12 protein-coding genes are annotated in these 13248 nt (G+C 65.9%); 10 read left to right on the top strand and 2 right to left on the bottom strand.

Going from position 1 to position 13248, the window contains the following annotated elements:
• The first annotated feature begins 86 nt into the window (after positions 1-86).
• The 6 genes from ACJYUO_RS17185 to ACJYUO_RS17160 all read left to right on the top strand — a co-directional run bounded on the left by ACJYUO_RS17185 (position 87) and on the right by ACJYUO_RS17160 (position 6257).
• Positions 87-758, top strand: a complete 672-nt coding sequence (locus tag ACJYUO_RS17185) for an isochorismatase family protein (RefSeq protein WP_494346561.1) — start codon at positions 87-89, stop codon at positions 756-758.
• Positions 755-2149 carry a dihydroorotase gene (locus tag ACJYUO_RS17180; RefSeq protein ID WP_494346560.1) on the top strand — a complete coding sequence of 465 codons (1395 nt, stop codon included), beginning with the start codon at positions 755-757 and terminating at the stop codon, positions 2147-2149. Before ACJYUO_RS17185 ends, ACJYUO_RS17180 begins: the two co-directional genes overlap by 4 nt.
• A gap of 97 nt (positions 2150-2246) precedes the next feature.
• Entirely contained in the window at positions 2247-3455 is a 1209-nt protein-coding gene (locus ACJYUO_RS17175) for a CaiB/BaiF CoA transferase family protein (RefSeq protein WP_494346559.1), read from the top strand.
• Complete coding sequence (locus ACJYUO_RS17170) at positions 3452-4399, top strand: hydroxymethylglutaryl-CoA lyase (RefSeq protein ID WP_494346558.1); 948 nt, start codon at positions 3452-3454, stop codon at positions 4397-4399. Before ACJYUO_RS17175 ends, ACJYUO_RS17170 begins: the two co-directional genes overlap by 4 nt.
• A 38-nt stretch (positions 4400-4437) precedes the next feature.
• Entirely contained in the window at positions 4438-5757 is a 1320-nt protein-coding gene (locus ACJYUO_RS17165) for a 3-isopropylmalate dehydratase large subunit (RefSeq protein ID WP_494346557.1), read from the top strand.
• Positions 5754-6257, top strand: a complete 504-nt coding sequence (locus ACJYUO_RS17160; protein WP_494346556.1) for a LeuD/DmdB family oxidoreductase small subunit — start codon at positions 5754-5756, stop codon at positions 6255-6257. The genes ACJYUO_RS17165 and ACJYUO_RS17160 overlap by 4 nt, the downstream gene beginning before the upstream one ends.
• Before the next feature lie 18 nt (positions 6258-6275).
• Here ACJYUO_RS17160 and ACJYUO_RS17155 read toward each other — a convergent pair whose 3' ends face one another.
• On the bottom strand, positions 6276-7166 hold the full coding sequence (locus ACJYUO_RS17155; RefSeq protein ID WP_494346555.1) for an isocitrate lyase/PEP mutase family protein: 891 nt from the start codon (positions 7164-7166) through the stop codon (positions 6276-6278).
• 55 nt (positions 7167-7221) lie between these two features.
• Positions 7222-8592, bottom strand: coding sequence for an MmgE/PrpD family protein (locus ACJYUO_RS17150; protein ID WP_494346554.1), 1371 nt, complete (start codon positions 8590-8592; stop codon positions 7222-7224).
• 209 nt (positions 8593-8801) lie between these two features.
• On the opposite strand from ACJYUO_RS17150, the gene ACJYUO_RS17145 reads away from it, so the two are divergent.
• The 4 genes from ACJYUO_RS17145 (at position 8802) to ACJYUO_RS17130 (ending at position 13229) form a co-directional block, all read left to right on the top strand.
• Positions 8802-9176 (top strand): nuclear transport factor 2 family protein, encoded by a 375-nt coding sequence (locus ACJYUO_RS17145; RefSeq protein ID WP_494346553.1) that lies wholly within the window; start codon positions 8802-8804, stop codon positions 9174-9176.
• Complete coding sequence (locus tag ACJYUO_RS17140; protein WP_494346552.1) at positions 9173-10153, top strand: LLM class flavin-dependent oxidoreductase; 981 nt, start codon at positions 9173-9175, stop codon at positions 10151-10153. The genes ACJYUO_RS17145 and ACJYUO_RS17140 overlap by 4 nt, the downstream gene beginning before the upstream one ends.
• 121 nt (positions 10154-10274) lie before the next feature.
• Positions 10275-11900 carry an ATP-binding cassette domain-containing protein gene (locus ACJYUO_RS17135; protein ID WP_494346551.1) on the top strand — a complete coding sequence of 542 codons (1626 nt, stop codon included), beginning with the start codon at positions 10275-10277 and terminating at the stop codon, positions 11898-11900.
• A gap of 96 nt (positions 11901-11996) precedes the next feature.
• A complete protein-coding gene (locus ACJYUO_RS17130) occupies positions 11997-13229 on the top strand; it encodes an ABC transporter substrate-binding protein (protein ID WP_494346550.1) in 1233 nt (410 codons plus the stop codon).
• The last annotated feature ends 19 nt before the right edge of the window (positions 13230-13248 follow it).

Genomic DNA, 13248 nt, shown 5'->3' with positions numbered 1-13248 from the left:
GCCGCTCTCTCGTCGGACCTCGGAAGATATCGGACTTCCGAGGTGAGTACGCACCTTTATAGGCATCCGATCACACGTGTCAAGATATGACGGATCGTGTCTGGGAAGACCTGCTCTCCGAGCAGGACAAACGTGTCATCGAGAAGGCAGGCTACGACAAGGACGGCGCATCCTCGTGGGAGTCCCGCGGCGCGGGCGAGAACCCCATGGTCCTCGTCATCGACGTCCAAGAACTGATCGTCGGCGACGACGTGCCGATCCTCGAGGCGGTCGAAAAACACCGGACGGCGATGGGAGAGATCGCGTGGGACGCGGTCGATCGGATCGCGGACTTCCTCGAGTTCGCCCGGGGGAACGACATCCCCGTCGGGTACACGCGAGTGGTCCCGAGTTCGTACGACGACCCCGACCACGAGGACCTGGCGATCGTCGATCCCGTCGCGCCCGAACCGGGCGAGACGGTCATCGACAAGAGCTACGCCAGCGCGTTCTACGGTACTGACCTGCTCGCCCAACTGAACCGCAACGATGTTGACACGCTGGTCGTCGTCGGCAACTCCACCAGCGGCTGTGTCCGGGCGACGACGGTCGACGCCCAGCAACACGGTTTCGATGTCGTCCTGCCACAGGAGTGCATCTTCGACCGGATCGAAGCCTCCCACAAGATCGGCCTGCTCGATATGTGGATGAAGTACGCGGAAGTGCTCGAGACGAGCGAGGTCGAGGACTACCTCGAGAACATGGGTGAGTCGGCGTGACGGACCACGACCTCGTGATCGAAAACGGAACGCTAGTGACCGAAGACGGACTCCTCGAGGCCGACGTCGCCGCGACGGACGGCCGGATTTCGGCGATCGGGGAACGGGGCACCCTCGATGGGGACGAGACGATCGACGCCGGCGGCAATCACGTCCTGCCGGGGGCGATCGATCCCCACACCCACCACGGGATCTACAACTCACTGGCCGAGGACGCGAACACGGAGAGCCGATCGGACCTCGTCGGCGGCGTGACGACGACGGGGAACTTCTTCCGCCGGCCGGGTGCCTACGAGGAGATCATGGACGACTACGTCGAGGCGGCCGAAGCGAACTACCGCCACGACTATTTCTTCTCGCTGGGCCTGCTATCCTTCGATCACGTCGAGGAGATCCCGACGATCATCGAGGAGTACGGGATCACGACGTTCAAGTGGTACATGAACTACAAGTACGCCGCCGCGGAGAAGTTCGGCGTCGACTGCGAGATGCGCGACGACTTCGGGAACGCGTTCATCGAGACGCTGGCCGACCAGGACGTGGAGACGACGCTCGGCTACCACTCCGAGAACGTCGAGATCACGAACGCGCTGGCGGGGGGCAACCCATACGTCGAGACGGAAGCGGACGGGGACGCCGAGAAAGAGGAGTACGAGGTCTTCGTCGAGGAGTTCCCCGACTACGCCGAGGCCCAGAGCATGGTCGCGGGTGCGAGCCTCGCCAGACAGCACGACTACGACGACAGCTTCTATGCCGTCCACGTCAGCGCCGGTCGCACGGCCGACGAACTCGCGACGCTCCAGGACGCGGGCTACGAACTCACCGGCGAGACCTGTACTCACTACCTGACGCTGACCGCCGAGGAGTGCGACGACCGCATGAAGGTCAATCCGCCCGTCCGACACGAGCACGACAAGGAGACCCTCTGGGAACGGGTCGCCGACGGCACCATCTCCTGTATCGGCACCGACCACTGCGCGAACACGACCGACGAGAAGATCGGCGATACCATCCGCGAGAGCAAACTTGGCTTCCCCTCGACGGCGACCATGCTCCCGCTGATCCTCTCGGAAGGGGTCAACGAGGGCCGAATCGACCTCGAGCGCGCGGTCGAGGTCACGAGTACGAACACCGCGAAGGCGTGGAACCTCTACCCGAAGAAAGGAACGATCCGTGTCGGTAGCGACGCCGATCTGGTCGTCGTCGACCTCGAGGAGACGAAGACGGTGACGCCCGAGTTGCTCCGGAGCGTCGCCGACTACTCGATCTACGAGGGCCGCGAGGTGACGGGATGGCCGACCCACACCGTCGCGGGCGGCGAACTCGCCTACGCGGACGGCGAGGTTATCGCCGACCCCGGAGCGGGAACTCACGTCGATCGCCCGGTCTGAACGACTCTCGATCGACCGCGACCGAACGCGACTCCGAACGCAAATACGACGCGACCGCGAACACGACTCCGAACGAAACTACGATAGACGAACTTCAATGGCAGACGAGACACAGGGTCCGCTCGATGGACTCACGGTAGTAGAAGCGGGATCGATGATCTCCGGGCCGACCGTCGGTCGGCTCCTCGCCGACTTCGGCGCGACGGTGATCAAGGTCGAACACCCCGAACACGGCGATCACATTCGCAATTTCGGGGCCCAGAAAGACGGCATCGGCATGTGGCACAAGTATCTGAGCCGGAACAAACAGTCCGTGACGCTCGACGTCTCCTCCGAACGAGGACAGACCGTCTTCGTCGACCTCGTCTCGGAGGCCGACGTGCTCATCGAGAACTTCCGACCCGGTACGCTCGAGCGCTGGAATCTCGGCTGGGACGCCCTCTCTGAGGAGAATCCGGGGCTCGTCATGCTGCGGATGTCGGGGTACGGCCAGACGGGGCCGTACTCCGAAAAGCCCGGATTCGGGACCCTCGCCGAGGCGATGAGCGGCTTCGCCTACGTCAACGGTTTCGAGGATCGGCCGCCCCTGCTGCCGCCGACGGGACTGGCCGACAACATCGCCGCGCTGTATGCCACGTTCTCGGTGATGTTCGCGCTGTATCACCGGGACGTCAACGACGGCACCGGCCAGTACATCGACGTGAGCCTGATCGAACCGATCTTCAACCTGATCGGGCCGTTCCCGTTGACCTACGACCAGACCGGCGAGATCGCCAAGCGATCGGGCAACCGATCGACCTCCTCCGCGCCGCGGAACGTCTACCGGACGGGCGACGACCGGTGGGTCGCCCTCTCGGCGAGCGCACAGCCCATCGCCATGCGGGTGTTCGATGCGATCGGTCGGCCGGAGCTCAAAAACGATCCCCGGTTCGCGGACAACGAGCGCCGCCTCGAGAACGTCGAGGAACTCGACGAAATCATCGGGGACTGGATGGCTGACCACACCCGCGAGGAGGTCCTCGAGTCCTTCGAGGAACACGACGCGACGATCGCACCGGTGTACAACGTTGCGGACATCATGGAGGACGACCACTACGAGGCCCGAGAGGCGGTCGTCAGAGTCGACGACGACGACCTTGGCGAGGCGGCCGTCCAGAACGCGATTCCGAAGTTCAGCGAGACGCCGGGTCGCGTCGATCACCTCGGTTCGGCTCTCGGCGAGCACAACGAGAACGTGTTCGGTGAGTATCTGGGCTACGACGACGACGTACTGGCGGAACTCGAGTCGGAGGGGGTAATCCGATGACCCTTCCCGAGTCCGCGACGATCGTCGAGATGCTCCCGCGGGACGGCTTCCAGCGCTATCCGGAGTTCGTCCCGACCGACGAGAAAGTCGAGATCATCGACGCGCTCTCGGCGACCGGCGTCGACGAGATCGAGTTTACTTCGTTTACTCACCCCGAGGCCGTCCCCGGATTGCGCGACGCCGACGAGGTCGCCGAGCGGATTGATCGGCGCGACGACGTGACCTATCGGGCGCTCGTGCCGAACGATATCGGGATGGAACGGGCCATCGAGGCCGACGTCGACAAGGTGAACGCGCTGGTCGTCATCAGTGACACCTACCGCGAGAAGAACCAGGGGATGAGCTTGGAGGAGAACTTAGAGCAGGTCAGGACCATCGTCGAGATGGCCGAGGGGACGGGGATCGAGGTCGAGGCGGGACTCGGCACGAGTTTCTTCTGTCCCTACGAGGGTCGGATTCCGCTGGCTCGAACCCGCTACGTCGTCGACCGCGTCCTTGAGGCCGGCGTCGACGAAGTGACCCTCGCGACGACGATGGGGATGGCCGATCCGTGTTCGATCACGGAGACGCTGACGTCCATCTACGAGCACCATCCGAACGCGGATCTCGGGGTCCACCTGCACGATACCAACGGCATGAGTCTCGCGAACACGCTCGCAGCCATGCAGTGTGGTGTCTCGCGGTTCGACACGTCTGTCTGTGGCCTCGGCGGCGGGACGATTCTCCCCGGCGGACTGGGTGATGTCGGCAACACGCCGACGGAGGATCTCGTCAATATGCTCCACGACATGGGAATCGAAACCGGCGTCGACTTCGACCGGCTGCTCGCAGTCGCCGAAGACGTCGCCGAGCGGCTCGAGCTGGGGACGCCGAGCCACGCGTTAATGGGCGGCACCCGCGAGCAGGTACTCGAGGCCGCAGGCAGCGAACCGACGACAGAGTAATCGATACGAAACCGATATTCAACACAGCCACCACAGCTATGACAGGAAAAACGATAACGGAGAAGATCCTCTCGGAGAAATCGGGCGAGGACGCGACCGCCGGCGACTACGTCGAGGCGACGGTCGACGCGATGGTTACCCACGACGTGACCGGGCCGCTGACCATCGACGTTTTCGAGGACGTAACCGGCGAGGACGCGGCGCTGGCCGCGCCCGAAAACGTCGTCTTCACGCTCGATCACCACGCCCCCGCGGACGGGGTACAGGCCGCGAACAACCACAACATCGTCAGGGAGTTCGCCGCCGAGTACGGGGCGAACCAGTACGAGATCAGCGACGGCATCTGCCACCAAGTGATGATCGAAGAGGGGTTCGTCGAACCGGGGGATCTCGTCATCGGGGCCGACTCCCACTCGACGACCTACGGCGGACTGGGCGCACTCGGCACCGGCGTCGGTTCGACCGACCTCGGGACCGCCTTCGCCACCGGCGAACTCTGGTTCCGCGTCCCCGAGACGATCCGCTTCGAGGTCGAGGGCGACCTGCCCGACGGCGTCTACGCGAAAGACCTCATCCTCCGATTCATCGGCGACGTCGGATTCGACGGTGCGACGTACAAGACGGCCGAGTACGGCGGAAGCGCGATCCGCGACCTGCCGATTCACCAGCGGCTCGTGCTCTCGAACATGGCGATCGAGATGGGCGGCAAAGCCGGCATCGTCGAACCGGACGAGCGGACGGCGACGTACCTCGAGGAACAGGCCGGTCTCGAGGTCGGAGTCGACCCCGACCTCGCCGCCGACGACGACGCGAGTTACGAGGCCGTCTACACCTACGACGGCGACGCCCTCGCGCCGCAGGTCTCGAAGCCGTCGAACCCGGAAAACGCGGTCGACGTGGGCGAAACCGCCGGCACCGACATCGATCAGGTGTTCGTCGGCACCTGTACCAACGGCCGCTACGAGGACATCCGCGTCGTCGCGGACGTCCTCGCGGGCGAGCAGGTCGCTCCGAACACCCGCCTGATCGTCGTCCCGGCCTCCCGGGCGGTGTATCAGCGGTGTCTCGAGACGGGCGTGCTCGAGGCACTCGTCGACGCGGGCGCGACGTTCCAGAGCGCCGGCTGCGGCCCGTGTTTCGGTACGCATCAGGGCGCGCTCGGCGACGGCGACGTGGCGCTGGCGACGGCCAACCGCAACTTCCCCGGCCGCGAGGGGTCGATGGAGAGCCGGGTCTACCTCGGCAGTCCGGCGACCGCGGCCGCGACGGCGCTGTACGGCGAGATCACCGATCCGCGGGAGATCGAGACGACGCGGTACGACGATCACGCCGTCTCCGACGTGGGGGTGGTTCGATGAGCGTCGACGGAACCGGTCGCGCGTGGGTCTTCGGCGACGACATCGACACCGATCAGATCACTCCCTCGCGGTTTCTGGTCTCGAGCGATCCGGACGAACTCGGCGAGCACGCGTTCAACGACCTCCGGCCCGAGTTCACCGACGGCGTCGAACCCGGCGACTTCGTCGTCGCGGGCGAGAACTTCGGGAGCGGCTCCTCACGGGAGCACGCGCCGCTCTCGCTGGTCGGTGCCGGTGTCGCCGGCGTCGTCGCTCAGTCGTTCGCGCGGATCTTCTTCCGGAACGCGATCAATCTCGGCCTGCCGGTGTTGATCTGCCCGGACGTCGGCGAGATCGACGACGGAACCGAAATCTCGATCGACGTCGACGAGGGGTTCGTCTACGACCACGACGAGGGCGTTCGGTACGACGCCGAACCGCTGGCCCCCTTCCTGCAGGACCTCGTCGATCAGGGCGGCCTCAAACCGTACACGAGACGAAAACTCGAGTCGAGCGACTGAGATCGAGGGCAGCCGGTTTCATCCCGACTGATCCGCGCTCTCGGCGGCGTATCGACGCTCGCGCTCGCGCCACGTCTCGAGGTCGGTCACGTCGTTGCGGTCCGCCCACGTGCCGAGCCGGTCGCGGAGCCCGCGCTCGTCCCCGGTTGCGACGAGTTCGGAGTAGACGTCTTCGAGCAACCGCAGCTTCGCTTTCTGTGCCGTCGTCGCGAAGAGCAAGGCGTCGTACCCCATCTCCGCGACCCGCTCGGCGGGGAGCATCGGGCTCTTCCCGCCGTAGGGGAGGTTGACGACCAGCGGCACGTCGGCGAGGCGGTCGCCGATCTCCGCCAGTTGCGCCTCCGTTTCCGGGGCGTCGACGAAGATCCCGTCGGCCCCGGCCTCGACGTACGTTCGGGCGCGGTCGATCGCCGCCTCGAGTCCCTCGACCGCGACCGCGTCGGTGCGGGCGACGACGACGAACGAGTCGTCCTCGCGGGCGTCGGTCGCGGCCGCGAGTTTGCCGACCATCTCCTCAGTCTCGACGAGTCGCTTCCTGTCGAAGTGACCGCATTTCTTCGGCGTGCGCTGGTCCCCGATGTGGACGCCGGCCGCGCCGGCGCGCTCGAACTCGCGGACGGTTCGGTAGACGTTCAACGCGTTCCCGTAGCCGGCGTCCGCGTCGCAGAACACCGGCCGGTCGACAGCGCCGGTAATCTCGCGAACGCGGCCGACGGTCTCCGACATCGTCGTCAGCCCCACGTCCGGCCCGCCGTGGACGGTCGTCGCGAGGGCGTTGCCGCTGACGTAAAGCGCGTCGGCGTCGGCCCGTTCGGCGATCGTCGCCTCGAGCGCGTCCGCAACGCCGGGCGCGAGGAGGAGGTCGTCGCGATCGAGCAGGTCTCGGAGCGTCGCGTCTGAATCGGTCATACCGACCCTGAGAATCGGTCGGGCTAATGGGTTTTCGGTCCCCGCGGCGGCCGGTTCAGGGCTGCAACCGGGCCCCGATCTCCCGCGCATCGGCCGCTCGCGGATCGCGAACGACGGCGAACGCGTCCTCGGCGGCCCCGTCCGGGAGGCCGTAGTCGAGCAGCGTCCGCAGTCGCTCGTCGAACGCCGCCGGCGCGATCGGATCGCGGTGATCCCCCGCGGGGTACGCGCGTTCGCCGACCGCGGTCCGGCCGTCGGCGTACTCCAGAGTGACTCGAGCGCCCCAGCTTTCCGGGAAGGCGTCGTCGAACTCGTCGGCCCCTCGGACGGTCACGCGATCGGCGAGCGCCCGGACCGCGTCGTCCGCGACTCGATCCGGGTGGAAGTGCTCGAGACGGAGCTCGCCGCTCGTCAGGTACCGTGCGAGGACGTACGGAATCGAGAACTTCGCGCCGGTGAGCGTCGTCGGCTCGGCGTGGGCCATATCGACCGCGTTCGCGTAGGTCTCGACGACGATCCGATCGATCGTATCCGAATCGATCGGGCCGTCGATTTCGCGGAAGGCGTCGACGGGCGCGTGCGTGTACCGACACGACGGATACGGCTTGAAGTAGTTCTCCGTAATCGCCCAGTGGCCGCCGAGCGAAGCGAACCGCTCGGCGAACCCATCCGGCAGTAGCTCCTCGAACGGGTCGTAGATCGACCGCATCACGTCCGGCGAGCCGGGGATGCCCGCCGCTGCGAGCTGGGCCATCGTCACGCCGACGCCGGCGGACGCGCCGGCGGTCAGGTTCCGCGACGGCGGACCCGCCTCGTAGGGGTCGTCCATCGAGACCACGGCGCGGTTGGCGGCGAGCCGGAACGTCTCGCGAGCCACCCCGGGCGACGGCGACGTACACAACACGCCGGCGAGTGCCGGACCGACGGTCGTCCACGTCGCGTGGGGGTCCCTGACCAGCCACGGGACGCCCTCGTTGAGCCGGTCTTTCATCGCGAAGATCGCTTCCTCGAGCCGGGCACAGATCTCGTAGGCCTTGACACAGCTCTCGATCAGCGTCTCTCCGTCGGCGTCCGCGCGCTCGGCCATCGCGAGCGCCCCGACGACGATACCCGAGCCAACGTGACCGCCGGTGTTGTGGCCCTCCTCGATCTCCTGTGCGATGGCCGCCGTCCCGTTCAGCGTGGCGGCCTGTACCGGCGACGTGGTGCGACTCGAGCCGATAACCGTCGACGGCCCCTTCGGGAGGTCGATGGACTCCCACGCGGCTTCGTACGGCTCGACCGCGCTCCCCGCGACCGTCGCGGCCAGCACGTCGGCGACGGTCGTCGCTCCCCGCTCGAGGACCGACTCGGGGATCGGTCGCTCGAGGAAGTCGAAGATCGACGCCTCCCACGGGCTCGCCGGATCGGGTACGTTCGCCGTCATTGGTTCCCCCTCGTCGGTACGGCGGTCGATCGACCGGCGTTCGGACGGCTGATACGGATCGAACTGCGCCCGCGTTGCTCGTGCTGTTGCGGGCGAGTGGTACTCGAGACCATACCACTCGTTTCGGCGACGCGCACCTAAAGCTATCTTTCGTGGGGTGGCCGATGCGAGCGGAAGGTTAAGTCGACGCCGCCGAATGAACGACGTGTATGACTGCCACACCGAGAGCGCTGGTCGAGGAGTTTTTCGAGCGGATGGCCGACGACGACCGCCGACACACCGTCGGCGATTGCTTCGCCGAGAACGCGGTGATCACCCTTCCCGGAGAACGGTTCGAGGGGCCGGACGCGGCCGATGCAATGCTCGAGTGGCTCGCACCTCGCTACGAGCGAGCGGCGAAGGAGTACGCGGACTGGATCGAAGCAGGCTCGGTCGTCGTCAGTCAGGGCACCCTCTTCGGGGTCGACACCGACGGCAAGCGGTTCGCGGACGTCCGATACGTCGACGTCTACCGAGTCGAGGACGGCGAGATCGCCCGGCTGGACATCTACAACGACCTCGCGGCCGAGGGGATCGTCGAATGACCGAGCGGACGGGGGTCCTCTTCTCGACGCGAGACGACCTCGATCTGGTGTCCACGGCCGAGGAACTGGGCTTCGAGAGCGTCTGGGCGGCCGAGGGGCAGGGTAAGACCGCCTTCGGAAAACTCGAGCGGTGGGCGACGGTCACGGACGAGATCGGGCTGGCGACCGGCATCGTCAACCCGTTTTCGCGGACCCCAGCCGCGACGGCGCAGGCGATCGCGACACTCGACGCCCACTCGAACGGCCGCGCGATCCTCGGCCTCGGGGTCGCCCACCCGGGCGTCGTCGAGGGTTTCCACGGCGTCGACTTCGACCGGCCGCTTGCGCGGCTGGCCGAGTACATCGAACTCGTCCGGCGCTACCTCGCGGGCGACCCCAGCGCGTTCGACGGCGACTTTTTCGCGCCCGATCGGACCGCCTTCTGGGACGCCTTCGAACCGGTTCGGAGCGAGATTCCGATCTACAATGCGGCGCTCGGCCCGGGAAACGTCCGCCTGACCGGCGAACTGGCCGACGGCTGGCTGCCCAACCTCTACCCCGAAGACCGGTTCGAAACGGCGCTCGAGTGGCTCGAGACGGGAGCCGATCGCGCGGACCGTGCCGTCGACGACATCGACGTCGCAATGTACGTCCTCGTGTCGGTCGACGACGATCCGGACCGGGCGCGGGCGGCCGCCGCCGAACACGTCGCGACGTACTTCCGCGACATTCCGGGTTACTACGACCGCGTGGCCGCGCAAGCGGGATTCGAGTCGATGATCGACGCGATCCGGGCGGCACCCACGACGGAGGCGGCGGCCGCGGCCGTCGAGGACGAGTTCCTCGACCACGTCGCGGTCGTCGGCGACGAAACGGCTGTCAGGGAGCGACTGGGCGCGCTCAGGGACGCCGGCGTCGATCTGCCGATCGTCCGAGCGCCCATCGGCGTCGACCGCGCCGCGGACGAACAGCTCCTGCGTGCGACGCGGCCGCTGTAAGCGCGAGTCCGCGACCGTCACGCAAACGGGGCCGCTCGACCGGCCGATTCTGGGACGATCGTCCGGAAACGTCCGGTGATCTGTGGGAAACCCTTAAGCGGATACTCTCTGATATACGTCCGTGAGCGAACCGATACTCGAGACTGTGGAGTTACGGAAACAGTTCGGCAACCTGATCGCGAACGACGGGATCTCACTGGAGGTCGAGGCAGGTGAGATCCACGGGATTATCGGCCCGAACGGGAGCGGCAAGTCGACGTTTTTCAACACGGTAACCGGGTTCTACGACGCCGACGGGGGTTCGGTCTACTTCGACGGGACCGACATCACCGACGCGTCGCCGGACGCGATCGCCCGACGCGGCCTCGGCCGGACGTTCCAGATCGCCTCCCCGTTCCGGGATCTCTCCGTTAGAGAGAACCTGTTGAGCGTCTATACCGCCGGCCTCCGCTCCGGGCTCCGGATCACCGAGGGGAAACGCGAACGCGCCCAAAAGATCATCGAGCGCCTCGAGATCGAACACATCGCCGACCACGAGGCGAGCGACATCAGCGGCGGCCAACAGCAACTCCTCGAACTCGGCCGAATCCTGATGCTCGACCCTCAGTGTATCATGCTCGACGAGCCCACTGCGGGGGTCAACCCGGCACTGCAGAACCGGATCCTCGATCACCTGCGCGAACTCAACGAGGAGGGGCGGACCTTCGTGATCATCGAACACGACATGAGCGTTATCTCCGGGCTCACGGACCGCGTCACCGTCTTCGATCAGGGGAACGTCGTGATGGATGGCGACTTCGAGACGGTGACCAGCGACGAGCGCGTCCGCGAGGCGTATCTCGGCGCGGAGACCGATCCCGACGCCGGTCTCGGGGACGCGCTCGGAGCCGGCCCCGACTCGAGTGTGGCCGCGGACCCGTCCGCGAGCGAGGCCGACGGCGGCGCGGCGACGGCTTCGGGAGGTGGCTCGAACGCGGCGGCGACGGGTGCGAGCGCAACGATGCAGGTCGTCGAAACCGAAGCCGATCTGATCGGCGAGCAGCGCCGTCTCGTCGCGGACGATATCGTCACCGGCTACGGCAATCACACCGTGATCGACGACGTTTCCGTCGAGAGCCACGACGGCGTCACCTGCATCTTCGGGCCAAACGGCAGCGGGAAATCGACGCTACTCAAGGCCCTCGTCGGCGCGGTTCCCGTCTGGTCGGGTTCGATTTCGCTCGGTGAGACGGATATCACCGGGACGAACGCCGCCGAGAATCTCCAGCACGGCATGGTGATGCTCCCGCAGGACGGCGGTATCTTCGGTTCCCTGACGGTCAGGGAGAATCTCTTGCTCGGCGGATTCCGCGTCGACCGCGACGTGCGTCGCGAACGGCTCGACACCGTCCTCGAGGCGTTTCCCGATCTCGAGGACAAACTCGAGGCGAAGGGAAGTTCCCTTTCGGGCGGCCAACAGATGATGCTGAGTTTCGGGCGAGCCATGATGACCGGCTCGGAGCTGTTCCTCCTCGACGAACCGTCGGCGGGACTCTCTCCGGCGCTCGTCGACGATGTCTTCGAGATGACCCAAACGCTCGTCGAGCAGGGCGCGCAGGTGATCCTCGTCGAGCAGAACGTGCGCGAGGCGTTGCGCATCGCCGATTACGTCTACATTCTCGCACAGGGCCGCCTGCAGTTCGACGGCCCGGCGGCGGAACTGCTCGACGAGGACGAACTCGTCGAACTCTACCTCGGTCTCGAGTAAGCGTTCGATTCTCACTCGCTATTTCCGATCGCACCGTTCCTGTCGTGTGACCTCATTTGGCAAACTTATATGTGGGTTGGTTCCAGATAGCAGTGTATGCGGAGGACTACCAGCCATTCGGATAGACGGTCGTTTATCAAGTACGTCGGTGCCGCGGGAACGCTCGGTCTCGCGGGCTGTGTCGGACAGGATCCCTCGGAGGACGGTGGGGACGAGAGCAGCGTCGTCATCGGGTCGAATCACCCGCTGAGCGGGAGCCTCGGCGGAACGGGGACGCGAATGGACAACGCGGTCCAGCTGGCCGCCATGATGAAAAACGAGAACGGCGGCATCGAATCGCTCGATGGCGCAGAGCTCGAGGTCATCAGCGAGGACAATCAGGGCAGTCAGGAACTTGGGGGCGAAGTGACCGACAGTCTGATCGACGACGGTGCCGATGTTGTCACCGGCTGTTTCTCTTCCCCGGTCACTAACGCGGCGACGCGGGCGGCCGAGCGCGCCGGCGTTCCGTTCGTCATCTCCGTTTCCGTCGACGATGCGATTCTCCAGGACAACGACCTGCAGTACGCCTACCGACCGCAGCCGCCCGCGTCACAGATGGCGGTCGATCACGCCGAGTTGATGCCACAGGTCATCCGCGACGCCGGCCGAGAGGTCGAGACGGCGGGACTGTACTACATCAACATCGACTTCGGCCAATCGGTCCGGGACAGTCTCCGGACGGAACTGCCGAACCAAGACATCGAAATCGTCGAGGAGGTCAGCATCGACTTCGGCGAGACGGCCGACACAGCAGCCACGCAGTTGGCCGACGCGGACCCGGACGTCGTGATCGCAACGACCTACGAGGCGGAGACGGTCGAACTCATCAGGGCGATGGATAACCAAAACTACGCGCCCCCATTTATCGCTGGCTGTGCGAACGAGGCGCTCAACGACACGAGTGCGCTCGAGGAGATGGGCGAGACCGTCGAGGGCGCGTTGCCGACGAACTTCGCGCTCAACCCCACTCTCGACCGCGCGAGTGAGGTTCGAGAGCGGTACGAAAGCGAGTTCGACGAATCGTTCGACGCCAACGTCGCGATGACCTACGCGGCGACGGAAGTCATCATCGCGGGCATCGAGGAGGCGGGCTCGGGCGATCCCGAGGATATCAACAACGCGCTCTCCGAGATCGAGGTCAGCGATCATATCGCGGCGATGCCGCCGATCACGTTCGACGAGAACGGCGAGAACGAAAACGCCCTCGCACCGCTGTTCCAAGTCCAGGATCTCGACGACCGCGTCGTCTTCCCCGAAGAATACGCCGAGACCGAGATCGATCTGTAACCTCTCGATGATCGCAATG

It is taken from the genome of Natrinema sp. CRL1, assembly GCF_059162405.1.
This window is presented reverse-complemented; position numbering and strand designations above follow the sequence as displayed.

What these genes read in the sequence shown, in the direction of transcription:
- ACJYUO_RS17150 (WP_494346554.1), bottom strand. Translation starts at nt 8,592, where the DNA reads ATGACGGCGAACGTACCCGATCCGGCGAGCCCGTGGGAGGCGTCGATC.
- ACJYUO_RS17140 (WP_494346552.1), top strand. Translation starts at nt 9,173, where the DNA reads ATGACCGAGCGGACGGGGGTCCTCTTCTCGACGCGAGACGACCTCGAT.
- ACJYUO_RS17155 (WP_494346555.1), bottom strand. Translation starts at nt 7,166, where the DNA reads ATGACCGATTCAGACGCGACGCTCCGAGACCTGCTCGATCGCGACGAC.
- ACJYUO_RS17185 (WP_494346561.1), top strand. Translation starts at nt 87, where the DNA reads ATGACGGATCGTGTCTGGGAAGACCTGCTCTCCGAGCAGGACAAACGT.
- ACJYUO_RS17130 (WP_494346550.1), top strand. Translation starts at nt 11,997, where the DNA reads ATGCGGAGGACTACCAGCCATTCGGATAGACGGTCGTTTATCAAGTAC.
- ACJYUO_RS17170 (WP_494346558.1), top strand. Translation starts at nt 3,452, where the DNA reads ATGACCCTTCCCGAGTCCGCGACGATCGTCGAGATGCTCCCGCGGGAC.
- ACJYUO_RS17160 (WP_494346556.1), top strand. Translation starts at nt 5,754, where the DNA reads ATGAGCGTCGACGGAACCGGTCGCGCGTGGGTCTTCGGCGACGACATC.
- ACJYUO_RS17165 (WP_494346557.1), top strand. Translation starts at nt 4,438, where the DNA reads ATGACAGGAAAAACGATAACGGAGAAGATCCTCTCGGAGAAATCGGGC.
- ACJYUO_RS17145 (WP_494346553.1), top strand. Translation starts at nt 8,802, where the DNA reads ATGACTGCCACACCGAGAGCGCTGGTCGAGGAGTTTTTCGAGCGGATG.
- ACJYUO_RS17175 (WP_494346559.1), top strand. Translation starts at nt 2,247, where the DNA reads ATGGCAGACGAGACACAGGGTCCGCTCGATGGACTCACGGTAGTAGAA.